The following is a 21,964-nucleotide window of genomic DNA, read 5'->3' as shown; positions in this document are numbered from 1 at the left end:
GTTCATCGCAGGGTGAGCGGGGTCTGCGAATCGACGTGGGTCAGTTTCTGCGGGTTGCGCACGTAGTAGAGGCCGGTGATACGGGTGTCCTCGACGCGCATCGCGAGGACGCCGTCCAACTCCCCGTCCATGTGCAGAGCCAGCGCGGGGCTGCCGTTGACCGTGGTCGATTCGACGGTGAGCGCGACATCGTTCTTGGTGAGGCCGCCGACGATGAAGCGGGCCACCTTTTCGGCGCCGAGCACCGGCCGTGGTGTGGCCTGTTTGATACCTCCGCCGTCGCTGATGGCGATGACGTCGGGGGCGAGCACGTCGAGCAGTCCTTGCACGTCGCGAGTCTCGAGCGCGCGCCGGAACGCCTCGGCGGCCGCCTCGGCCTGGCGCGCCGTGACCGAGCGGCGTGGCCGGCGGGCTTCCACGTGGCGGCGGGCGCGGTGGGCGATCTGGTGAACGGCGGCGGGTGTCTTGTCGACCGCGGCCGCGATCTCGTCGTAGCCGAATCCGAAAGCTTCGCGCAGCACGAACACCGCGCGTTCGGTCGGGGTCAATGTCTCGAGCACGAGCATCAGCGCCATCGACACGCTTTCGGCGAGCTCGACGTCGGCGGCCACATCCGGTGTGGTGAGCAGCGGCTCCGGCAGCCAGGAGCCCACGTATGCCTCCCTGCGGCGCTTCACCGAGCGCAGCCGGTTGAGCGCTTGCCGGGTGGTGATCCGGACCAGGTAGGCACGCGGCTCGGTGATGTGGGCCGCGTCGACGCCGACCCAGCGCATCCAGGTCTCCTGCAAGACGTCGTCGGCGTCGGCCACCGATCCGAGCATCTCGTAGGCGACGGTGAACAGCAGGTTGCGGTGGGCGAGAAACGTTTCGGTCGCCACGGCGGTGGCGTGGTCGCCACTGTCGCGTTGCCCACCGGCTCCACTGGTTGCTTCCATGAGGTCCTCTTCTGTTGGTAGTTCGATCCGGCTCATCGGAAGGTCGATACACGGACCCGGCGCTCGTCACCGCTCACAGTCGGCGGATCGCCGAGGTCGCGCGGGTGCGGCGGCGAGGGAACGACGCCGCCGCACCCGGCCCGGTCGAAGTAGCTCGACCGGCGACTTCTTGCGGCGCTGCTACGCAACCTGCTCGGCGGCGACCGGCGCGCCGCCACGCTGGGCCTGCAGCAGTTGGGGCCGGTGCTTGCCGTCCTTGGGCCAGTGATGCGAGCCGGGCTTGCGCGCTTCGTTCACCAAGTGCTTCACGCTGGAGAGGCAGGCGAACTCCTTGAGTTTCTTGCCCGCGAGACCGCTGAAGTACAGCGGCATCGCGGTGTCGTTCTTGTGGCCGAGCTGGAAGATCCCGGTGTTGCGGCCGAAGCTGATGCACATCGCGGGGAACGACAGGTCGATCGGCTCCGGGTGCTCACCCGCGATCCGGTTCAGTACCGTGTCGGCGGCGTGCGCGCCGAGGCATCCCGCGGCATAGGCGCTCATCCGGAACGGCAGGTCCGACGGCGCCGCCGAATCCCCGGCCGCCACGATGCGCTCATCGTCGACGCTGGTCAACGTCTCATCGGTGAGCAGCCGCCCCGCCGCGTCCGTGCTCAGCCCGCTGCGGGCGGCCAGATCCGGCACACCGAACCCGGCGGTCCAGATGGTCACCCGACTCGCCAACCTACGGCCGTCACCGAGTTCCACGGCATCCCTCGTCACCGCCGCGACCACCGCATCCGGACCCTCCAGCACGGTGACCCCCAGTTCGGCGAGGTACTTGCGGGCAGTGCGCCGAGCCCTCGGGTGCAGGTAGGGGCCGACCACGCCACCACACACCAATGTGACCGCGCGACCGCCCTCCGCCAGCTCGGCAGCGGTCTCGATACCGCTCGGGCCCCCTCCGACGACCGTCACCGCCGCCGTCATCGGCGTATCGAAAAGCACCGATCGCAACCGCTGCGCCGCCTCCAAAGTGGCGACAGGGTAAGCGAACTCGGCCACGCCCGGCACCGTCGAACCCGCGCTGCCACTGCCCACCGCGTAGATCAGGTAGTCGTAATCGACCGTGCCGCCATCGGCCAGCGTCACGCTGCGCGCCGCCGCGTCGATCCGTGTCACGCTGTCGACCACCAGCCGGACCCCCTCGGCCAGCACTTCGGTGTAGTCGACGACCGCATCGTGCGTCCCGCCCACCAGCTGATGCAGACGCAACCGCGGCACGAACAACGAGCGCGGATTGATCACAGTCACCCGCACGTCCGCACGCTGCGTCAAGCGATTGGCCGCCATCACACCGGCATACCCGCCACCGATCACGACCACATCGATCTTCTTGCTCATGGTGTCTCCTTCGCTCCGAGAGGCTCGAGCACAAGACACCGCTTCCCCGAACGTCCTGACATGATGTGATGCAGATCACTATCGAGTGCTACGCTGCGGAGCGCCACCCGGCATCGAGTGGTCTTGCCGCAGCAGCTGGCCGGGCGTCACCGCAAGCCGCGAGCCGAGGCCAAAAGCCGAGCCGCGATGGACCAACTGGCGGAACTCAGCCAAGATCTCGGCATGTGACCAGTGCCGCCGATTGACCACATCCGCTACAACGCGGCTTCCAGCTCGACGCGATGCTCGGTGACCCACCGGTGTGCGGCGTGAATGCGTTCAGGAACGCCGCCCGCGCGAAGGCGCACCATGGCGGGCTCGCCTGCCTCCGCGGCGGTTTCGATGCCATGCCGACAGCGCTCCTGCCACCACAGCACCGTATCGACGAGTTCGGCGCGCTCGCCGGTTCCGTAGGCGTCGCACATCAGGCGCAGCAGGGTGGCGGTTGCGGGGAGATCGCCGACACCGGGGCCCAGGTCGAGAAACTGCCAGCAGGCAAGCGCGAGATCGTGGATACGGCGGCCGGGCGCGGCGAGGTCCCAGTCCAGGAACGCCACGGGCCGTATGCCATCGCGGCACTGCCGATAGACGGTGTTCCTCGGCGAGAGATCGTTGTGACAGACCACCTCCGCCTCTCCGACGAGGTCGGTACCCGCGGTGAGATCGTGGAACTCGCGGATCAGCTCAGCCACCCGCGCCAAGGCCGCGCGCGAGCCGGTCGACGCCGGACGGAGTCCATCGATCGGCACGTGCCCATCGAGGTAGGTGAGGATTTCGCGCCCGCGCTCATCCATGCCCAGCAAGCGAGGTGCGCCCGCCCAGCCGGATCGCTCGAACCACGCGAGCAGCCCATGTACGAAGTCGGCACGCGCGGCAGGACGGCGGCGAACCGTATCGCCGGCTCGCACCACGGCATTGACCGAACCCCCACGCAACGGGACCTCGGGCACCGTTCGCCGCTCAGCCCAGCAGTTTGGTGCGCAGCGCGTCGTCCTTTTCCAGCACCATCTGCTCGAGCCCGGCTTGGAACTGTTCCATGCGGGTGCGCAGGGCCGGGTCGTGGGCGGCGAGGATGCGGGCGGCGAGCAGGCCCGCGTTGCGCGCGCCGCCGATGGAGACGGTGGCGACCGGCACGCCCGCGGGCATCTGGACGATGGACAGCAGCGAGTCCATGCCGTCGAGGTACTTGAGCGGGACCGGCACGCCGATCACCGGCAGCGGAGTGGCGGAGGCGACCATGCCGGGCAGGTGCGCCGCGCCGCCAGCGCCGGCGATGATCACCTTCAGTCCGCGACCAGCCGCCGAACGCGCGTAGTCGAGCATGCGCTGCGGCGTGCGGTGCGCCGAGACGACACCCACCTCGAACCGGATCCCGAACTCCGCCAGCGCCTCCGCGGCGGCCTCCATGGTCGGCCAGTCGGAGTCGCTGCCCATGATCAGGCCGACCGCGGGGGCGATGGCCAGTTCCTCACTCATGCGGATCCCATCCGTCGGTCCAGATCGCGTGCGACATCCAGTGCGCCGCCCGCTCGGCCTTCTCCCGAACCTCGGCCACGTCGTCGCCGAGGATGTTGACGTGCCCGATCTTGCGGTCGGGGCGCTCGCCCTTGCCGTACAGGTGCACCTTCGCCTCCGGGATCCTGGCGAACAAATGGTGCAGCCGCTCGTCCATCGACATCTCCGGGGCCTGCGGCGCGCCGAGGATGTTCGCCATCACGGTCACCGGCGCCAGCGGCGCGGTGTCGCCGAGCGGGTAGTCGAGCACGGCACGCAAGTGCTGCTCGAACTGCCCGGTGCGCGCGCCGTCCATGCCCCAGTGCCCGGAGTTGTGCGGGCGCATGGCCAGCTCGTTCACCAGCAGCTCGCCGTCGGTGGTCTCGAACAGCTCCACCGCCATGACGCCGACGACACCGAGGTCCCCGGCGAGATGCAACGCCATGGTCTCCGCCGCGGCGGCCGTGTCCTCCGGCAGTTCGGGCGCGGGCGCGATGACGACCGCGCACTGCCCTTTGCGCTGCACGGTCTCCACCACCGGCCAGGTCGCCGCCTGCCCGAACGGGGAACGGGCCACCATCGCCGACAGCTCCCGCTTCAGTTCGATCTTCGCCTCCGCCAGCAGCTGGACGCCGCGGGCGAGCTGATCGCCGACGATCGCCGCGGCCGCGTCGGCGGACTCGGGCATCCAGACGCCACGCCCGTCGTAGCCGCCGCGCACCGCCTTCAACACGATTCGCCAGCCGTGCTCGTCGCCGAAGCGCACCGCGTCCTCGACCGAGGTCACCGGCGTGAACGCGGGCACGGGCAGTCCCAGCGCGCTCAGCTTGGTGCGCATGGCCAGCTTGTCCTGCGCGTAGACCAGCGCCTGCGGCGGCGGCTGCACGTTGACGCCCTCCGCGACCAGCGCCTCCAGGTGCTCGGTCGGGACGTGCTCGTGGTCGAAGGTCAGCGCGTGCGAGCCGACCGCCGCCTTGCGCAGCGCGGTCAGGTCGGTGTGGCTGCCGAGCACCACCTCCGGACTCACCTGGGCGGCGGGGTCCTCTGGGTTCTCGGCGAGCACGCGCAGCCGCTGGCCCAGCGCGATCGCCGCCTGGTGGGTCATGCGCGCCAACTGACCGCCGCCGATCATGGTGACGGTGGGCATGGCCGATGGATCGAAGGAACGTGCGCTCACGTCGGACAATATTGTCATGTCCGGCGCAAATGACAGCGACCGGTACACTCCGGTCTTGTGTCATTCGTCGACGACGTGGTCAGCGTCCTCCCCCAGCCGCTGCAAGATATCGCGTACCGGCAGCGGGAATTGATCAAGTTCGCGATCGTCGGCGCGACCACGTTCGTGATCGACAGCGGCATCTTCTACGTACTCAAGTGGACGGTGCTCGCGGAGAAACCGGTCACGGCCAAGATCATTTCCGGCGTCATCGCCGTGATCGCGTCCTACATCCTGAACCGGGAATGGTCGTTCAAGAATCGCGGCGGGCGGGAACGTCATCACGAAGCGCTGCTGTTCTTCGTCGTCAGCGGCGTCGGCGTCGTCCTGGCCTTCACCCCGCTGTGGATTTCCAGCTACGTCTTCGATCTGCGCCAACCCAATGTGAGCTTCACGGTCGAGAACATCGCCGACTTCGTCAGCGCCTTCATCATCGGCAATCTGCTGCAGATGGCGTTCCGTTTCTGGGCGATGCGCCGCTGGGTCTTCCCGGACGAAATGAGCGAACTCGAAGCGGAATTCGTCGACCTCGTGGAAGAGGAACTCGGCCGCAGCTGAGTCAGCGCGGCTCGGCCACCACCGCGTTGGCCGGACGCGCCTTCGATCCGAGGAACACCGCGAACAGCGCGGGCCTGCGCCGCTGCAATTCCAGCCGTCCGCCGTCCGCCTCGACCAGCGCTCGCGCCAGCGCCAGCCCGACACCGGTCGACCCGCCCGCGGAGAAACCCCGGTCGAAGATGTGCGGCGCCAGTTCGTCGCGCACCCCGTGGCCCTCGTCGGCCACCTCGACGCACACCAGCGGCTCGCGATCGGCGCCAGGCCGTACCGAGCGCACCGACACCGTGCAGGTCCCGCCGCCGTGCATGAGAGCGTTGTCCACCAGCACCGCCACCGCCTCGCGCAACCGCGAACCCGTGATCGGTGCGCGCAACGACTCGTCGCCGGTGAGCGTCAGCGTCCGGCCCGCCTCGGTGAACGGGTGTTTCCATTCGGCGACCACACCGCGCAGCTCGTCCATCACGGGCACCGGATCGCGATCGGCCGCGTCCTCGTCGCGGGAGGCGCGAACCAGGTCGTCGATCGCGTCGGTGAGCCGGTCGACCTGGGCCATCGCCTCCTCGGCCTCGTGCACCACCTCCGGATCGGCGTGCGCGGACAACTCGTCCAGGCGCAACCGCACGGCGGTCAGCCTGCTGCGCAGCTGATGCGAGACGTCCGCCACCAGGGCGTGCTCGCGCTGGAGTCGTCCGGCGATCTCCACCGTCGCCGAGTCGAGCACGTCGGAGACGCGATCCAGTTCCGCGATGCCGTGCCTGCGCGGATCGGGCCGGAAATCCCCCATCGCCAGCCGGGCCGCGCGCGCCGCCACGTCCCGCAGCGGATCGGCCACCCGCCGGGCGGTGACCACCGCGACCGAGACCGCCGCGCCGAGCGAGGCGAGCACCGCCAGCGCCACCACCGCGACCGCCTGGCGCTGCATGGCGTGCATCGGCGCGGACGGCACCTCCAGGCGCAGCGACGCGGACTTGCCCATCGACAGCGACTCGACCAGTGGGTCGGACACGTCGGCCACCCCCACGTCGCGGCGGACGGCGTTGTCCCGCTGGGACGGGTAGACGATGGTGAGCCTGCCGTTCTCCGGCACCAGCGGCGCCACCGACCGGATGTCCAGCTCGCCGGACACCGTACCGTCGCGTTCCTGGGCGATGATCTCCGTGGCGATCCGGTCCAGCCGGTTCTGCAGGTCGTTGCGCGTGATGTCCTCCACCCACAGCCACGCCGTGTAGATGAGCGGCACGCCGAGCACCACCGTGGTGAGAGTCAGCACGGTGAGCATGGAACGCAGGATCCGGCGGCGCACGTCAGTCGGTGTTCAGCCGGAATCCGACACCGCGGACGGTGACGATGCGCCGTTCGGCCATGGGGCCTTCGTCCCCGATCTTGCGGCGCAGCCAGGACATGTGCATGTCCAACGTCTTGGAACCGCGCAACTCCGCGTCGCCCCACACCTCGCGCAGGATGGTCTCGCGCGGCACCACCTGACCGGCTCGGTCGATCAGCACCTTGAGCAGCTCGTATTCCTTGTTGGCCAAACCGATTTCGACGCCGTTGACCAGTACGCGCCGGGCGGCGGGCTCCAGGCGGATGCCGCCCACCTCGACCGTGTCGTCGCCGATTCCGCTGCGCCGCAACAACGCTCGCACCCGGGCGAGCAACTCGGCGAGCCGGAACGGCTTGCCGACGTAATCGTCGGCGCCCGCGTCCAGCCCCACGACGAAATCCACCTCGTCGGTGCGCGCGGTGAGCATCAGCACCGCCAGATCCGCGCCGCGGGCGCGCACCTGACGGCACACCTCCAGCCCGTCCATGCCGGGCAGGCCGAGATCGAGAATGAGCAGGTCGTGCCCGCCTTCGAGGGCCCGCTGCAGCACCGCGGGGCCGAAGCTCTCGACGGTCACCGAGTAGCCCTCGCGGCCGAGCGCGCGCGACAACGGAGCCGCGATGGCATCGTCGTCCTCGGCCAGCAGTACAGCGGTCATACGCCCAGGTTACGGGCTCACCGGTAGCTGCGGCGGTCGTCCCAGCGCTCGTCGCGCCCGTCCCGATGACGTTCGACCTCGAACACCTGGTGGTACAGCAGCGAATGCACCTGCTGGACCGCCGGGATGTCGTCGTATTCCAGCGGCTCCGAGGAGGACGACTCGATGATCAACGTCCCGGTGCCGAGCATCCGATCGAACAGCCCGTGCCGGAACTGCACGCTGGAGATCCGGCTCATCGGGATGTCGATGCCGCTGTGGGTGAGCACACCCTGACGCACCAGCACCCGCCGGTCGGTGACGATGAAATGCGTCGACTTCCAGCTGATAATCGGTACGGCGCAACGCCATAGCAGAATCGCCACATACACCACGAGCACCGTGATGAGCAGCGCCGAGGCGGTGGAGCCGGTGGCCTTCTGCGAAACGAGTCCCCCGGCGAAACCCGCGAGAGCGGTGGCAACGATGAGCGTCACGACCGGCCAGAAGAGCATCTTCCAATGCGGGTGGCGATGCAGCAGCAACCGTTCATCGGGCGCCAGCACATCCTCGGGATAACCCATGTCGAAAACCCTACCGCGTCGAGATGCCGGAACGGCTGACACGCAGCGCGTTCTACCGCACAATCAGCAGGTCTGCGTGTGACGATTCCGCGCAGTGCTGTCTGTATCGCGCAACGCCCGGCTCACCATCATCGTCGATCACGACCGTGGAGGAACGCGTGACCAAAGACCTGACACCACTGCAAATTCTGGCCGAACTCGAACCCGTGGCCGAACAGAATCTCGATCGGCACCTGTCCATGGCGAAGGAGTGGAATCCGCACGATTACGTGCCGTGGAGCCAGGGCCGCAACTTCGCCGCCCTGGGCGGCGTGGACTGGGCTCCGGAGCAATCCCGGCTCAGCGAGGTCGCCAGGGTAGCGATGATCACCAACCTGCTCACCGAGGACAACCTGCCCTCCTACCACCGCGAGATCGCGCAGAACTTCTCCGAGGACGGCCCCTGGGGCAGGTGGGTCGATCGCTGGACCGCCGAGGAGAACCGCCACGGCATCGCCATCCGGGACTACCTGGTGGTCACCCGCGCCGTCGATCCGGTCGCCCTGGAAGAGGCCAGGATGATCCACATGAGCAACGGCGTCCAGTCGCCGGACGGTTGGGGCGGATTTCTGGCGAGCGTCGCCTACGTCACCTTCCAGGAATTGGCCACCCGAGTGTCGCACCGCAACACCGGCAAGGCGTGCGACGACCCCGTCGCCGACCGACTGCTCCAGCGCATCGCCGCCGACGAGAACCTGCATATGATCTTCTATCGCTCGCTGTGCGGCGCGGCGCTGGACCTGGTGCCCGACCAAGCGCTGCCCGCGATCACCAGGATCATCAAGAATTTCCTGATGCCCGGCGCGGGGATGCCCAACTTCCGTCGCTACGGCGTGCTGATGGCCAAGCACGGCATCTACGATCTGCGCCAGCACCTGGAGGAGGTCGTCGAGCCGGTGCTCAAGCAGTGGAACGTGTTCGAACGCTCGGATTTGGGGCCGCGCGGTGATCAGGCGCGCGACGAGCTGGGCGAGTTCCTCGAGAAGCTGGGTAAGGACGTGATCAAATTCGAGGAGCAGCGCGATCGCGCGCTCGCCCGGGACGCGGCGCGCGGCATCGCCCAGCCCGTTTGAAGCGGGCCGGCTCGGCCGATCACGACGCGGCCTTACCCGCCGACTCGCCGGAACGCGCTCAATACTGGGCGCGAAGATGCGTGACGTCGCCCGCGGACACCGCTTCGCCGCCGATGAGCAGGCGGCCGTAGTCGTCGACGCCCTCGGCGATGCCGGTGAGCATCCGGCCGCCCGGCAGCTCGGCGCGGACCTCGTTGCCGATCGTGGCGCAGCGCTCGCGGTAGGCGGCGGCCAGCTCGTCGGTCGCCCAGTCCGCGTCGCGCCACGCCGTGAAGCGACGGGCGAACTCGGCCAGCAGCGAGCGCACGAGCACCGTGCGATCGGTCTGCCGAGCGCCCGCGATGGTCAGTGACGTGGCATGCGGCACCGGCAGTTCTTCCTCGGTCAGGCTCACGTTGAGCCCGAGCCCGATCACGACGGCGGGCGCGCCCCCGCTCGCCGCGACCTCCGCCAGGATGCCCGCGACTTTGCGGCCGTCGACCAGCACGTCGTTGGGCCACTTGAGCTCGGCGGCCACACCCGCCGTGGTCCGCAGCGCGTCGACCACGGCGACGCCGGTCAGCAGGGCCAGCCAGGCGAGCGAAGCGGGACCGATACCCGGCAAACGCACAAGCACCGACATCGCCAACTGCGCCCGGGGCGGGCTGACCCAGGTCCGCGCGTGCCTGCCCCGGCCCTGCACCTGGGTTTCCGCCAGCAGAACCACGCGGTCGGCGGCCGGATCGGCCGCCCGCGCGAGCAGATCCGCGTTCGTGGACCCGGTCGACTCCACCACGTCGATCCGCGAGAAGAACGACAGCTCGGGCGACTCGACGGCACTGCGCCGCAATTGCTCTGCATCCAACGGTGGCCTCTGCACACCGGCAGGCTACTCGCCGTGCGGGCGCTACCCCGCCAGGTCGTACCCGGAGACGAGCGGGTCGCGCGCCGCCATGCCCGCGTCGCCCTCCGGCTCGCCTTCGGCGGTCTCCGTCCAGCACTCCGGCTCCCCGTACTTCGGAGCCGTCTCCGTGGTCCGCGTCCACGCCGTCGCCGCGGCGTATTCGGCGACCGCACTACCCCATTCCCACATGACGCGCTCCTCCCCTGAGCCCGGAAATCGTTCGCCCTCAGGCTATCCGGATCCGACCGGAGGGCGATACTCATTTTTCGCCTCCCGACCTCGCTACCGACCAGGAAGTTCGCGTCGGAAATTTGATCTAGCTGCGGTTTTTACTGACGGGTAGCACCGTCTGGGTTAGAAGGACGCACTGGTACTGGTTACACTCCGAAGCCATGACGAGTGTCCAGCAGCAGCCCGCATCAGGTCCCGCGGGCGCCCCCGATATCCACACCACCGCCGGGAAGCTGGCTGACCTGCGGAATCGGCTGGAAGAGGCCAAGCACCCGATGGGTGAGGCCGCGGTCGACAAGGTGCACGCGAAGGGCAAGATGACCGCCCGCGAGCGCATCCTCGCCCTGCTGGACGAAGGCTCGTTCGTCGAACTCGACGCCTTGGCCCGCCACCGCAGCGTCAACTTCGGCCTGGAGAACAACCGCCCGCTCGGCGACGGCGTGGTGACCGGTTACGGCACCATCGACGGCCGCGACGTCTGCATCTTCAGCCAGGACGTCACGGTGTTCGGCGGCAGCCTCGGCGAGGTCTACGGCGAGAAGATCGTCAAGGTGATGGACCTGGCCCTGAAGACGGGCCGCCCGCTGATCGGCATCAACGAGGGCGCGGGCGCGCGCATCCAGGAGGGCGTGGTCTCGCTCGGCCTCTACGGCGAGATCTTCCATCGCAACATCCAGGCCTCCGGCGTGATCCCGCAGATCTCGCTGATCATGGGCCCGGCCGCCGGTGGCCACGTGTACTCCCCCGCGCTGACCGACTTCGTCGTCATGGTCGACGGCACCAGCCAGATGTTCGTCACCGGCCCGGACGTCATCAAGACGGTCACCGGTGAGGACGTCACCATGGAGGACCTGGGCGGCGCGCACACGCACATGACCAAGTCCGGTGTGGCGCACTACGTCGCCTCCGGCGAGCAGGACGCCCTGGACTACGTCAAGGACCTGCTGTCCTACCTGCCGAGCAACAACCGGGCCGAGGCGCCGCGCTTCCCGGCCACCGACCCGATCGACGGCGCGATCGAGGACTCGCTCACCGAGGAGGACCTCGAGCTCGACACGATCATCCCGGACTCGCCGAACCAGCCCTACGACATGCACGAGGTGATCCGTCGCCTGCTCGATGACGACGAGTTCCTCGAGGTGCAGGCCGAGCGCGCGATGAACATCATCGTCGGCTTCGGCCGGGTCGACGGCCGCAGCGTCGGCATCGTGGCCAACCAGCCCACCCAGTTCGCGGGCTGCCTGGACATCGACGCCTCGGAGAAGGCCGCGCGCTTCGTGCGCACCTGCGACGCGTTCAACATCCCGATCATCACCCTGGTCGACGTGCCCGGCTTCCTGCCCGGCACCGGGCAGGAGTACAACGGCATCATCCGGCGCGGCGCGAAGTTGCTCTACGCCTACGGTGAGGCCACTGTGGGCAAAATCACGATCATCACGCGCAAGGCCTACGGCGGCGCCTACGACGTCATGGGTTCCAAGCACATGGGCGCCGATGTGAACCTCGCCTGGCCGACCGCGCAGATCGCCGTCATGGGCGCTTCGGGCGCCGTCGGCTTCGTCTACCGCAAGCAGCTCCAGCAGGCCGCCAAGGACGGCGGAGACGTCGATGCGCTGCGGCTCGAGCTCCAGAACGAGTACGAGGACACGCTCGTGAACCCCTACGTCGCCGCCGAACGCGGCTACGTGGACGCGGTCATCCCGCCGTCGCACACCCGCGGCCAGATCGTCTCCGCGCTGCGGCTGCTCGAACGCAAGATGGTGACCCTGCCGCCGAAGAAACACGGCAACATCCCGCTGTGAGCGAGCGATACCCACGATAGGCCGCGCAACAAAGGGTGGCATCCGTCTCGGTAACACTTACTCTGGCGAGTACCGGCTTGTTGCAGAGAAGCAATGAGTGCGTCCGAGGACGGTTGCTTCATCCATAACTTGTCGGAAAACGGGAACAGCCTGATCAGTTCCGCTGATAAGGGCGAAGAGAGGACCTGGCACTGTGACGACCGTGGCAGAAGAAGATGTGTTGAGCGCCGTCGAACTGGATCTCACAGTCGACCCGATCGCGAACGAGACCGGTGCGAATACCGACTCGAACGCGGCGGCGCAATCCGCCGAGGCCACCCCGGAGCCGTTCTTCCGTGTCGTGAAGGGCTCGCCGACCGACGAGGAACTCGCCGCGCTGGTATGCGTGCTGTCCGCCGCCGCGAACAGCGCCGCGCCTGCCGGGCCCGCGGGCCCGCCGGACATGTGGGGTCACCCGACGCTGATGCATCGTGGTGCTTCGCCGTTCTCTCCGTACTCCTTCCCACAGCTGTCCCACCTGCGCGGGTGACGCGGCTGATCCTGGCCTCCGCGTCCCCGGCCCGCCGGGAGGTGCTCCGCTCGGCGGGCATCGACCCGATCGTCCGGGTCTCCGCCGTGGACGAGGACGCGGTCGCCGCCGCCCTTCCCGAGGGCACTCCTCCGCAAGGAATCGTGGTGGAGCTGGCGCGCGCCAAAGCCGCCGCCGTTTCCGCCGCGATTCCGGAGTTCGCCGCCGATTGCGTCGTGGTGGCTTGTGACTCCATGCTGCTCGTGGACGGCGAGTTGCAGGGCAAGCCGCACACCCCCGAGGTCGCGCGCGCCCGGTGGGGCGACATGGCCGGACGCAGCGCGGATCTCGTCACCGGTCACTGCGTGGTGCGGATGCGCGACGGTGCGATCGTCGCCGAGGCGGTCGACTGCAGCAGCACCACCGTGCATTTCGCCAAGCCGGAGCCGGACGAGCTGGACGCCTACATCGCGACCGGCGAGCCGCTCCAGGTAGCGGGCGCGTTCACCCTCGACGGGCTCGGCGGCTGGTTCGTCGACCGCATCGATGGCGACCCGTCCAGCGTCATCGGCATCGGGCTACCACTGCTGCGCCGACTGCTTGGCGATGTTGGGATCGGCGTTACGCAGCTGTGGGGCCATACGGCCTGACGGCGTGGTCAACGCCTCTGCGTCACCGCCAGGGGGCGCCTTCGCGGCATCTCGGGCTTCGGCGCGCTGCGCCGCGATGAGTTCCAGACGGGCGACGCACAGCTCCGGCTCCACGAACGGATGCATCCGCACGTCGATGGTCCCCTGCGCACCGCTGCGGTGCAGCACGTCTTCGAGCAGCCCGAGGTGCACGCCGCAGACCACTTCGGAGTGCGTCCGCGCGAGCTCGCGCAGCGGGCACGCCGTCATCCGGATGAGCACCTTCCCCTCGCTCTCCGGGGAGGGGTCGCGCTCGGGCGCGAAACCAAGTTCCGACATCAGCGTCATCGTGAGGTCCTTGGCGTCCTCCAGCGACTCCACCCGATGGTCACCGACGTCGAGCCGGCTGCCCCAGGCATGGCCCGCCGCATTCGCCGCCTCCGCCCTGCGCCGGGGATCGGGGCCGAGCTGGTCGGCGAGCACCTGCGCCAGGTCCTGATAGCCGACCGATCGCTGCACCGCGCTGTATCCGATGCGCGGCCGCCCACGGCCACGCGGCGGCTGTTGGAACTGCCGGACGAGCGATTCCCTGGTGAGCACGTCCAGATGGAACCGGACCGTCGTGACGTGCTGTCCGGTGATTCTGGCCAGTTCCTGGGCGTCGAGAGGCTCGCTGGCGCCACGTAGGATCGCGAGCAGTCGCCGCCGCGGCCAAGAATCGGACATAGCTCACCCCTCCTCCCGGGAGACTTTATCGGATGTAGGTGCCCTTTATTCGGCCCTCATCCGATTTGTGATCTGAAACGAGAGTCACTGTCGCCCCACAACTACCCTCGTTGTGAGACCTCGAACCGCGCCACCGCCGTCCACCCATGTGTGAAGGACCCAACACCGTGCCCGTCGCTCCGGATCCTCATCCCTCACTCGGTTCCTACGCACACCCTCACCGACTAGTAACCACGGAGTGGCTGTCGGCAAACATAGGCGCGCGGGGACTCAAGATCATCGAGGCCAACGAGGACACGCTGCTCTACGACATCGGGCACGTTCCGGGCGCCACCAAACTGGATTGGCGAAGCGATCTGAACGATCCGGTCACGCGCGACTATATCGACGGAACCCGTTTCACCGAACTGATGCGCGCGAAAGGTATCGATCGTGACGACACAGTTGTGATCTACGGCGATCGCGGCAACACGCAGGCGGCGCACGCCGCGTGGGTGTTCACCCTGTTCGGGCACGAGGATGTGCGCCTGCTCGACGGCGGCCGCGCGGCGTGGATCTCCGAGGGACGCGACACGACGTTCGAACCCGACTACCCGGTGCGCGGCGACTATCCGGCCGTGCGCCGCGACGACAGCACCTTCCGCGCCTTCCGCGAGGACGTGCTCGCCCACCTCGGCAAACCGGTGCTCGACGTGCGCTCGTCGGAGGAGTATTCCGGCGCGCAGGCGCTCCAGCCTGCCGACCCCGAGGGCACGGCATTGCGCGGCGGCCACATTCCCGGCGCGTCGAACATCCCGTGGTCCGAGGCGCTCGCCGCCGACGGACGTTTCCGCTCCCGCACCGAGCTCGACGACGTCTACCGCGCATTGACCGGCCCGCAGGAGGTGATCGTCTACAGTCGAGTCGGCGCGCGATCCAGCCACAGCTGGTTCGTCCTGACCTACCTGCTCGGGCGGCACGGCGTACGTAATTACGACGGGTCATGGACCGAGTGGGGCAACTCGGTGCGAATGCCGATCGCCACGGGAGACGAGCCCGGCGAAATACCCGCACGCGGCGGGTCGCGCCGCACGCGGAGCAGGTAGGGCCGGGTGCGGTCATAAACGCTGGACGCGTACGTTGTGATCCGCGACCTACTGTTCAGTAGGGCTAGCCGAGTTCGGCGACTGTTGGCAGACTGCCTACACTCGCCGAGACGTAAGTTTGTCGATTACGGGAGCGGAGCCTGCACAGCGACCCCACCCCCCGGCGAAGCGACCAGAAGAATGCACACAGGAGGCTCAGTGCCCAGCCATGCCAGCGCGCGGATCACAAAGGTACTCGTAGCTAACCGAGGCGAGATCGCCGTGCGCGTGATCCGGGCGGCCAAGGACGCCGGTATCGGCAGCGTCGCCGTTTACGCCGAGCCGGATGCCGATGCCCCGTTCGTGAAGCTCGCCGACGAGGCCTTCGCCCTGGGCGGGCAGACCTCGGCCGAGTCGTATCTCGTCTTCGACAAGATCCTCGACGCCGCGGCGAAGTCCGGCGCCGACGCCATCCACCCTGGTTACGGCTTCCTTTCCGAGAACGCCGACTTCGCCCAGGCCGTCATCGACGCAGGGCTGATCTGGATCGGCCCCTCCCCCCAGTCCATCCGCGACCTGGGCGACAAGGTCACCGCGCGGCACATCGCCGAGCGCGCGAAGGCCCCGATGGCCGCGGGCACCAAGGACCCGGTCAAGGACGCGAGCGAGGTCGTCGAATTCGCGAAGACCTACGGCGTGCCGGTCGCCATCAAGGCGGCGTTCGGCGGCGGTGGCCGCGGCATGAAGGTCGCGCACACCATCGAGGAGATCCCCGAGCTGTACGACTCGGCCGTGCGTGAGGCGACCGCCGCCTTCGGCCGCGGCGAGTGCTTCGTCGAGCAGTACCTGGACAAGGCCCGCCACGTCGAGGCTCAGGTCATCGCCGACAAGCACGGCAACGTCATCGTCGCGGGCACCCGCGACTGCTCGCTGCAGCGGCGCTTCCAGAAGCTCGTGGAGGAGGCCCCGGCGCCGTTCCTGTCCGACGAGGTGCGCGCGAAGATCCACGCCTCGGCCAAGGCCATCTGCAAGGAAGCCGGCTACTACGGCGCGGGCACGGTGGAGTACCTGGTGCAGGGCGAGACCGTCTCCTTCCTCGAGGTGAACACCCGGCTGCAGGTCGAGCATCCGGTCACCGAGGAGACCGCGGGCATCGACCTGGTGCGCCAGCAGTTCCGCATCGCCAACGGCGAGAAGCTCGAGATCACCGAGGACCCGACGCCGCGCGGCCACTCCTTCGAGTTCCGCATCAACGGCGAGGACGCGGGCCGCAACTTCCTGCCCGCCCCCGGCCCGGTCACCGTGTACAAGGAGCCCACCGGCCCCGGTGTCCGCGTGGACTCCGGCGTGGTCCAGGGCAGCGTGATCGGCGGGCAGTTCGACTCGATGCTGGCCAAGCTGATCGTCACCGGCGAGAACCGCACGCAGGCCCTGGAGCGGGCGCGGCGCGCGCTGGCCGAGTTCGAGGTCGACGGTCTGGCCACGGTCATCCCGTTCCACCGGGCGATCGTCGAGGACCCGGCGTTCATCGGTGACGGCGAGAAGTTCGACGTCTACACCAAGTGGATCGAAACCGAATGGGTCAACACCATCGAGCCCTTCACCGGTGCGGGCGCCCCGGCCGATGAGGACGAGGAAGCGCCGCGGCAGAAGGTCGTCGTCGAGGTCGGCGGCCGCCGGGTCGAGGTGTCCCTGCCGGGCAACTTCACCGTCGGCGCCGGAGCGAGCGGGGCGGCGGGCAACGGCGCGGGCGTGATCCGCAAGAAGCCCAAGCCTCGCAAGCGCGGCGGCGCGGGCGGCGGCGCGGCCTCCGGTGACGCGGTCACCGCTCCGATGCAGGGCACCGTCGTAAAGGTCGCCGTGGAAGAGGGCCAGTCGGTCGAGGCGGGCGATCTGATCGTGGTGCTCGAGGCCATGAAGATGGAGAACCCGGTGAACGCGCACAAGGCGGGTGTGGTCACCGGCCTGTCCGTCGAAGCGGGCGCGGCGATCACCCAGGGCACTGTTCTGGCGGAGATCAAGTAGTAGCCGGCGCAGACCGGTATTCGAGCGGGCGCGGACCAGGAGGTCCGCGCCCGCTCCTTTGTTCACGCGGCGGTCCCTCCGTCGTCACGCCGCTGGACCCGATACGCATACCGTGGTGTCGTATCGTGATCCGGTGACCAGCTCGACAAGCCTCTCCCCCGTAGCGGAGGTGATCCGCGCGCGTCGTGCCACAGGCAGCCGTGCCGACGGTCACCGTCTGGCGCTGGTGGTTGAGGGTGGCGGCAGCCGGGGCGTGTACTCCAGCGGCATGGTGGCCGCGCTGGAGGAGCTCGGACTCGCCGGGGTATTCGATGCCGTGTACGGCACGTCGGCCGGTGCGATCAACGGCGCCTGGCTGCTGTGCGGGCGCGCGATCCCCGGCATGCGCTCATGGACCGATCCCACGATCATGCGCCGCGCCATCGACCCGGCCCGGCTCCTGCGTGGGCGACCGGCGTTCGACCTGAGGTATCTCGTGCACCAGGTGTACGACGGCATCGAACCGATGGACTTCGGCGCGATCCTGGCCAACTCGACGACGTTCCATCCGATCGCCACCGACATCAGGACCGGGCAGGCGGTCGACCTGCATCCACACATCACCGACAAGAAGACGCTCATGCGGGCGTTGCGCGCGTCGGCGGGCCTGCCCCTCCTGGCCGGGCCACCGGTCGCGCTGGGCGGCTCGGCCTTCTTCGACGGAGGTCTTTCCGAGACCGTGCCGATCCGCAGCGCGGTCCGCGCGGGCGCCACCCTCGCCTTGGTCTTGCGCACCCGGCGAGTGGATGAAAGGCGCCCGCCCGCGTCGCGCCTGCATCAGATCGTCGGCGGCGGCTATATGCGCGCCGTAGCCCCCGGCGCGTACCGGGCCTGGCTGGAACGCCCTGGCCAGCAAGACATCGAAGACCGGGCGCTCGCCGAACTCGGCGACTCGGTATTACAGATCCACCCGCCGCTCGGCTCCCCTGATATCGACAGCGCCGCCCGGGACACCGCGCTGTTGGCCGCGGGCCTGCGCATCGGCCGCGAAGCCGTCCGCACGGCGCTCTCCGCCGTCCTCCCGGCCGTCTGACCGCCCCGGCCGCTTCTCGTCCACAGCAGGCACAGCGACAAACGCTGTTGCAACGCCTCGGGTGCGACCGAGCGATGGGTCGCGACCATCAGCTCGGCGGTGGCGTGCGGCGCACTCAGCCCGGCAGTGAGGTGTTCGGGCCGGTAGCGCGCGCTTCAGGAACGGCACGGCGCCGCTGCGCGAAGACGTTCAGCCGAGAGCGACTCGGACGCCGTTGGACAGAACGAAGTCGTGCAACTCCAAGTGGTCGGGAGTGACCGTCGCCGGGAGGTCGAAGACGAGTTGGGTCGTGGCGGATTGCCCGGGGCGCAGCTCGAAGGAGTAGCCGAGGCGCTGTCGGGTGTTCTGCCACATGGTGGCGGTGGCGTTGTGGTCGAACGGAGTGTTCCGCGCGTCCAGCAGGCGCTGGCCCAGCGGCAGGAACCACTTCGGTTCGTCGGAGATATTGCGAACGGCGAGCGTGACGATCAGGAACGAACCGGCGGCCGTCTGCAATCCGACGCGTGAAACGCCCGCGTCGACCTTGGTCACGACGAATTCGAATTTGCCGTCGCGCACGGGTGTGCCCACCGGCGCCACGGCGGCCGGATCGGCCGTGGAGTCGTCCCCGGGCGGTCCCGGCTGCTCCACCGCCACCGCCGCGGGCGGCAACGTCGGCGCGGGCGTGCCGGAGTCGCCGGCCCTGGTTCCGGCCGCGATCAACGCGACGCAACCGGCCGCGAACGCGAACGGCGCGAGGAACACCACGATCAGCGCACCGATCACCTTCGACAGCAGACTCCGCCGACGCCGAGGGATCGGGACGCCCGGCCGCCGCTGCGGAATCGACCGCTGCCCCGGACGCGGGACCGCTGGAAAGACCTTGCGCGCCTGCGCCCGGTACGGCGACGCGACGGGACCTGGCTTCGGGGGCAGCACCCGCGCCTGGAGCGCGAGCAATCTGTGCTGCCAACCCGGCTGTCCGCTCCGGCCGCCGCCATACGGGGCGTTTCGATACCACTGTCGGCGTGCTGGATACGGTCCTGCGGCGGGGTACCCGGGGACCGCAGGCGGACCGGGGTATCCCCGCACCGACGGATCCGGTTGCGAAATGTCCCGGCTGGGTGCGGGGATCGGCCCAGGGGTGACCGAGGACCAGTCGAGCCTGGTCGCCACCAGTGTCGGCGTCGGACCCGGCTCCGGCAGAACTTTGGTCGGGGTAGGCGTGCGCGGTGCCGCCGCGCTCGGCGATTCCGTCGCCCGCGGCGAAAGATTCCCTTGCACCAAGGGATCGCCCGAACCAGACGCAGGCGGCGGCACGGCTCGCGAGTCGGGAATGCCGATCGCCGCCCGCGCGGCTGCGGCGAATTCTCCTGCGGTGGCATATCTTTCGTCCGGATCCTTGGCCAGACCACGGGTGATGACGGCATCGAGGGCGGCGGGGACGTCGGCGCGCATCGAGCCGGCTCGCGGCGGCGTCACCATCAGGTGGGCGTGCATCTGCTGTGCGGGGTCGGTGTCGCCGTAGAGCCGGGAGCCGGTGAGGCACTCGTAGAGCACGCAGGCCAGCGAGTAGACGTCGGCGCGTCCGTCCACCTTCCCGGTGAACCGCTCCGGCGCCATGTACGCCAGGGTGCCGATCGCCATGCCCGTGGTGGTCACGGCGGTCTGACCGAGCCCGTGCGCGATGCCGAAGTCGATCAGATAGGTGAAGCCGCTGGGGTGGACGACGATATTCGACGGTTTGACGTCGCGATGCACCAGCCCGAGCCGGTGCGCCACATCGAGCGCCGCGGCGACGTGACCGATGACGCCGACCGCGACGGCCGGTGGCAGCGGTCCCTCGGCCAGTAGCTTGCCCGCCAGATCCGCGCCCTCGACGAACTGCATGTCGATGTAGAGGCGGCCGTCGATCTCACCGAAACGGTGGATCCGCGGTACGTGCGGATCGCGCAGCTGTGCCACCGCTTCGGCTTCCCGCTCGAATCGCTTGCGATATCCCGCGGCGGCGGCGAGTTCGGCGGGCAAGAGCTTCAACGCCACCCGTCGCGCGGCCACCATGTCGTAGGCGAGCCACACCTGGCCCATACCGCCCTTGCCGAGCAACCGCTCCAGCCGGTAACTCCCGAATCGCACCTCCCCCATCGCGAACCTCCAGTCGCCGTTGACATCTGGCCGACCCGGCCTCCCGCCGCGCGGACAACGGAAAACAGCAGGTCACCGCGCGAATGCCGAAGAAGTGGCCTTCTTCGGAGCGTAACCCCGCCCCGCGCCGCACACCACTGTGGGCTCGACGACAGTCGGGCAACACCTACTTTCCCGGTTTGGGCTTGTCCCTGCCATGGCCCTGGTTCGCATGATCAGGCTTGCCCCGGCCGCGTTTGTCACCCGAGTCGTTCTGCCCGGCTGGGCTCGAGTCATCGACGTTCCCCGTGGCGACCCCACCGGACGCGGGCACCGCCGGAAGCCAGCTCGGGCCCACCGCCGACGCGGTACAGGCGAGCACGAGACCGTCCACGGTGACACTGTGCACGTCGACCGCCGGGTCGCACGGCCGGCCCGCGCCGGGCAGGACCACGAGGGGCGCCGAGATCGGCGTCGGCGCGGCCGTGGCTTGCGACGGCGGGGCCGACGGTGTCGCGGGTTCCTGCTTCGATGGCGGCAGGGGCGTGGTGGCCGGCCCTGCGTCGGCTGTGTCCGGCCGTCCCATCCATAGCGACCCGGCGACCGCCGCGACAAGCACCCCCAACGACGCCAGCGCCAGACGCGGTCCGAGGGGCGTTCGCGCGGGCGAGGAGACGCCGGTCGTGGCCGCCGGACGCGGCGGCGGCAGCACGACGGTCGGCACGGAGGAGGCCAGCTCGACCGTTGTCGCGTCTCGGCCGGTCAGCGCCAGGTGCGCGGCCGAAGCAAGTTCTCCGGCGCTGGACCAGCGCCGGTCGGGGTCCTTCGCCATGCCCCGCGCGATCACCGCGTCCAGCGTGGGCGGGACGGCGGGATTCAGCGCCGAGGCCGACGGCGGGGTCTGCATGAGGTGGGCGCGCAAGAGGCGTGGTGGCTCGCCGTCACCGAACGGCCGGAGCCCGGTCAGGCACTCGAACAGCACGCAGGCCAGCGAATACTGATCCGCACGTGGGCCTGCCGCACCGTCGAACCGCTCCGGCGCCATGTAGGCCAGCGTGCCCACCACGTTGCCGGTGGCGGTGATCGCGGGCTGGTCGCTGCGGTGCGCGGTGCCGAAGTCGATCAGATAGACCGTGCCATCGGGCGTCACCATGATGTTGGACGGCTTCACATCGCGGTGCACCAGGCCGGCACGGTGCGCGGTGTCGAGCGTGGTGGCCGTCTGCGCGATGATCTCGATCGCGCGCTCGGGGTCCAGCGGTCCCGAACGCCGGAGCAGCGCGGCCACGTCGGAGCCCTCGATGAACTCCATATCGATGTACAGGCGGTCGTCGAGCTCGCCGAACGAATGGATCGGCACCAGGTGGGGCCCGCGGATCTGGGTGGCGAGCCGAGCCTCCCTGGTGAACCGTTGCCGGAATTTCGGGTCCGCCGCATACGCGGTGGTCAACAACTTCAACGCGACCGCACGGTCGGTGACTGTGTCGTGCGCGAGCCATACCTCGCCCGTGCCGCCGCTGCCCAGCAACCGATCGAGGCGGTAATGGCCGAACCATAGCTCGCCCATATCGATAGAACCTCCCGCTAGCCTCTTCCTCATGATCGAGCTACCCGAAATCCGCATCGTTACCGCGAAACACGC

General features: G+C 69.0%; 21 protein-coding genes. 8 read left to right on the top strand and 13 right to left on the bottom strand.

The genetic code is table 11. The annotated features are described in order from the left end of the window. Positions 1-2: 2 nt before the first annotated feature. The 5 genes from ON21_RS05470 to ON21_RS05450 form a co-directional block, all read right to left on the bottom strand. Positions 3-935 carry an RNA polymerase sigma-70 factor gene (locus ON21_RS05470; protein ID WP_051020371.1) on the bottom strand — a complete coding sequence of 311 codons (933 nt, stop codon included), beginning with the start codon at positions 933-935 and terminating at the stop codon, positions 3-5. A 180-nt stretch (positions 936-1,115) separates the two neighbouring features. After that, positions 1,116-2,315 carry an NAD(P)/FAD-dependent oxidoreductase gene (locus ON21_RS05465; protein ID WP_039796238.1) on the bottom strand — a complete coding sequence of 400 codons (1,200 nt, stop codon included), beginning with the start codon at positions 2,313-2,315 and terminating at the stop codon, positions 1,116-1,118. A gap of 254 nt (positions 2,316-2,569) precedes the next feature. Further along, a complete protein-coding gene (locus ON21_RS05460; RefSeq protein WP_218004042.1) occupies positions 2,570-3,265 on the bottom strand; it encodes a phosphotransferase in 696 nt (231 codons plus the stop codon). Positions 3,266-3,314: 49 nt separating this feature from the next. Continuing rightward, positions 3,315-3,830, bottom strand: a complete 516-nt coding sequence (purE, locus tag ON21_RS05455) for a 5-(carboxyamino)imidazole ribonucleotide mutase (protein WP_169332672.1) — start codon at positions 3,828-3,830, stop codon at positions 3,315-3,317. Beyond that, the gene (locus tag ON21_RS05450) at positions 3,823-5,043 is read right to left on the bottom strand and encodes a 5-(carboxyamino)imidazole ribonucleotide synthase (protein WP_039796236.1); all 1,221 of its coding nucleotides are present in this window, start codon (positions 5,041-5,043) and stop codon (positions 3,823-3,825) included. Before ON21_RS05450 ends, purE begins: the two co-directional genes overlap by 8 nt. Positions 5,044-5,082: 39 nt before the next feature. On the opposite strand from ON21_RS05450, the gene ON21_RS05445 reads away from it, so the two are divergent. Then, positions 5,083-5,622, top strand: coding sequence for a GtrA family protein (locus ON21_RS05445; protein ID WP_039796235.1), 540 nt, complete (start codon positions 5,083-5,085; stop codon positions 5,620-5,622). A gap of 1 nt (position 5,623) precedes the next feature. On the opposite strand, the gene ON21_RS05440 is transcribed toward ON21_RS05445, so the two are convergent. Genes ON21_RS05440 through ON21_RS05430 form a run of 3 tightly spaced genes read right to left on the bottom strand, consistent with a single transcriptional unit; the run spans position 5,624 to position 8,167 of the window. Next, positions 5,624-6,925 carry a sensor histidine kinase gene (locus ON21_RS05440; protein WP_039796234.1) on the bottom strand — a complete coding sequence of 434 codons (1,302 nt, stop codon included), beginning with the start codon at positions 6,923-6,925 and terminating at the stop codon, positions 5,624-5,626. A 1-nt stretch (position 6,926) separates the two neighbouring features. Next, complete coding sequence (locus ON21_RS05435; RefSeq protein ID WP_039796233.1) at positions 6,927-7,604, bottom strand: response regulator transcription factor; 678 nt, start codon at positions 7,602-7,604, stop codon at positions 6,927-6,929. A gap of 17 nt (positions 7,605-7,621) precedes the next feature. After that, complete coding sequence (locus tag ON21_RS05430; RefSeq protein ID WP_039796232.1) at positions 7,622-8,167, bottom strand: PH domain-containing protein; 546 nt, start codon at positions 8,165-8,167, stop codon at positions 7,622-7,624. Positions 8,168-8,325: 158 nt separating this feature from the next. Here ON21_RS05430 and ON21_RS05425 point away from each other — a divergent pair, with 158 nt between their 5' ends. Continuing rightward, on the top strand, positions 8,326-9,279 hold the full coding sequence (locus ON21_RS05425; protein WP_039796256.1) for an acyl-ACP desaturase: 954 nt from the start codon (positions 8,326-8,328) through the stop codon (positions 9,277-9,279). Positions 9,280-9,337: 58 nt separating this feature from the next. Here ON21_RS05425 and ON21_RS05420 read toward each other — a convergent pair whose 3' ends face one another. After that, positions 9,338-10,138: a biotin--[acetyl-CoA-carboxylase] ligase gene (locus ON21_RS05420; protein ID WP_039796231.1), complete on the bottom strand. Its 801-nt coding sequence runs from the start codon at positions 10,136-10,138 to the stop codon at positions 9,338-9,340. Between the two features lie 27 nt (positions 10,139-10,165). After that, positions 10,166-10,351, bottom strand: coding sequence for a hypothetical protein (locus ON21_RS05415; RefSeq protein WP_039796230.1), 186 nt, complete (start codon positions 10,349-10,351; stop codon positions 10,166-10,168). Positions 10,352-10,554: 203 nt separating this feature from the next. Here ON21_RS05415 and ON21_RS05410 point away from each other — a divergent pair, with 203 nt between their 5' ends. From ON21_RS05410 to ON21_RS05400, 3 genes are all read left to right on the top strand, one after another. Next, positions 10,555-12,195 carry an acyl-CoA carboxylase subunit beta gene (locus tag ON21_RS05410; RefSeq protein ID WP_039796229.1) on the top strand — a complete coding sequence of 547 codons (1,641 nt, stop codon included), beginning with the start codon at positions 10,555-10,557 and terminating at the stop codon, positions 12,193-12,195. A 202-nt stretch (positions 12,196-12,397) separates the two neighbouring features. Then, a complete protein-coding gene (locus ON21_RS05405; protein ID WP_373281102.1) occupies positions 12,398-12,724 on the top strand; it encodes an acyl-CoA carboxylase subunit epsilon in 327 nt (108 codons plus the stop codon). Continuing rightward, positions 12,721-13,353, top strand: a complete 633-nt coding sequence (locus tag ON21_RS05400) for a nucleoside triphosphate pyrophosphatase (protein ID WP_039796227.1) — start codon at positions 12,721-12,723, stop codon at positions 13,351-13,353. The genes ON21_RS05405 and ON21_RS05400 overlap by 4 nt, the downstream gene beginning before the upstream one ends. Here the strand turns inward: ON21_RS05400 and ON21_RS05395 are convergent. Then, positions 13,282-14,058 carry a helix-turn-helix transcriptional regulator gene (locus ON21_RS05395; RefSeq protein ID WP_039796226.1) on the bottom strand — a complete coding sequence of 259 codons (777 nt, stop codon included), beginning with the start codon at positions 14,056-14,058 and terminating at the stop codon, positions 13,282-13,284. The genes ON21_RS05400 and ON21_RS05395 overlap by 72 nt on opposite strands. A 167-nt stretch (positions 14,059-14,225) precedes the next feature. Between ON21_RS05395 and ON21_RS05390 the strand changes: the two genes are divergently transcribed. The 3 genes from ON21_RS05390 to ON21_RS05380 all read left to right on the top strand — a co-directional run bounded on the left by ON21_RS05390 (position 14,226) and on the right by ON21_RS05380 (position 18,219). After that, positions 14,226-15,143, top strand: a complete 918-nt coding sequence (locus tag ON21_RS05390; RefSeq protein ID WP_039796255.1) for a sulfurtransferase — start codon at positions 14,226-14,228, stop codon at positions 15,141-15,143. 198 nt (positions 15,144-15,341) lie between these two features. Beyond that, entirely contained in the window at positions 15,342-17,147 is a 1,806-nt protein-coding gene (locus ON21_RS05385; RefSeq protein WP_039796225.1) for an acetyl/propionyl/methylcrotonyl-CoA carboxylase subunit alpha, read from the top strand. 133 nt (positions 17,148-17,280) lie between these two features. Then, positions 17,281-18,219 (top strand): patatin-like phospholipase family protein, encoded by a 939-nt coding sequence (locus ON21_RS05380; protein WP_039796254.1) that lies wholly within the window; start codon positions 17,281-17,283, stop codon positions 18,217-18,219. A gap of 189 nt (positions 18,220-18,408) precedes the next feature. Here ON21_RS05380 and ON21_RS35605 read toward each other — a convergent pair whose 3' ends face one another. Beyond that, entirely contained in the window at positions 18,409-20,343 is a 1,935-nt protein-coding gene (locus ON21_RS35605; protein WP_051020369.1) for a serine/threonine-protein kinase, read from the bottom strand. A 166-nt stretch (positions 20,344-20,509) separates the two neighbouring features. Next, positions 20,510-21,889 (bottom strand): serine/threonine-protein kinase, encoded by a 1,380-nt coding sequence (locus ON21_RS05370; RefSeq protein WP_051020367.1) that lies wholly within the window; start codon positions 21,887-21,889, stop codon positions 20,510-20,512. Between the last annotated feature and the right edge of the window lie 75 nt (positions 21,890-21,964).

Origin of the sequence: Nocardia araoensis NBRC 100135, from assembly GCF_000308435.1 — a bacterium.
GTDB classification, from domain to species: domain Bacteria; phylum Actinomycetota; class Actinomycetes; order Mycobacteriales; family Mycobacteriaceae; genus Nocardia; species Nocardia araoensis.
Note: the sequence above shows the minus strand (reverse complement) of the source record. Positions and strands in the feature narration are given on the sequence as shown.

Coding starts and splice junctions, on each gene's coding strand:
- ON21_RS05470 (WP_051020371.1), bottom strand. CDS start 935: ATGGAAGCAACCAGTGGAGCCGGTGGGCAACGCGACAGTGGCGACCAC.
- ON21_RS05465 (WP_039796238.1), bottom strand. CDS start 2,315: ATGAGCAAGAAGATCGATGTGGTCGTGATCGGTGGCGGGTATGCCGGT.
- purE (WP_169332672.1), bottom strand. CDS start 3,830: ATGAGTGAGGAACTGGCCATCGCCCCCGCGGTCGGCCTGATCATGGGC.
- ON21_RS05450 (WP_039796236.1), bottom strand. CDS start 5,043: ATGACAATATTGTCCGACGTGAGCGCACGTTCCTTCGATCCATCGGCC.
- ON21_RS05435 (WP_039796233.1), bottom strand. CDS start 7,604: ATGACCGCTGTACTGCTGGCCGAGGACGACGATGCCATCGCGGCTCCG.
- ON21_RS05430 (WP_039796232.1), bottom strand. CDS start 8,167: ATGGGTTATCCCGAGGATGTGCTGGCGCCCGATGAACGGTTGCTGCTG.
- ON21_RS05415 (WP_039796230.1), bottom strand. CDS start 10,351: ATGTGGGAATGGGGTAGTGCGGTCGCCGAATACGCCGCGGCGACGGCG.
- ON21_RS05410 (WP_039796229.1), top strand. CDS start 10,555: ATGACGAGTGTCCAGCAGCAGCCCGCATCAGGTCCCGCGGGCGCCCCC.
- ON21_RS05395 (WP_039796226.1), bottom strand. CDS start 14,058: ATGTCCGATTCTTGGCCGCGGCGGCGACTGCTCGCGATCCTACGTGGC.
- ON21_RS35605 (WP_051020369.1), bottom strand. CDS start 20,343: ATGGGGGAGGTGCGATTCGGGAGTTACCGGCTGGAGCGGTTGCTCGGC.
- ON21_RS05370 (WP_051020367.1), bottom strand. CDS start 21,889: ATGGGCGAGCTATGGTTCGGCCATTACCGCCTCGATCGGTTGCTGGGC.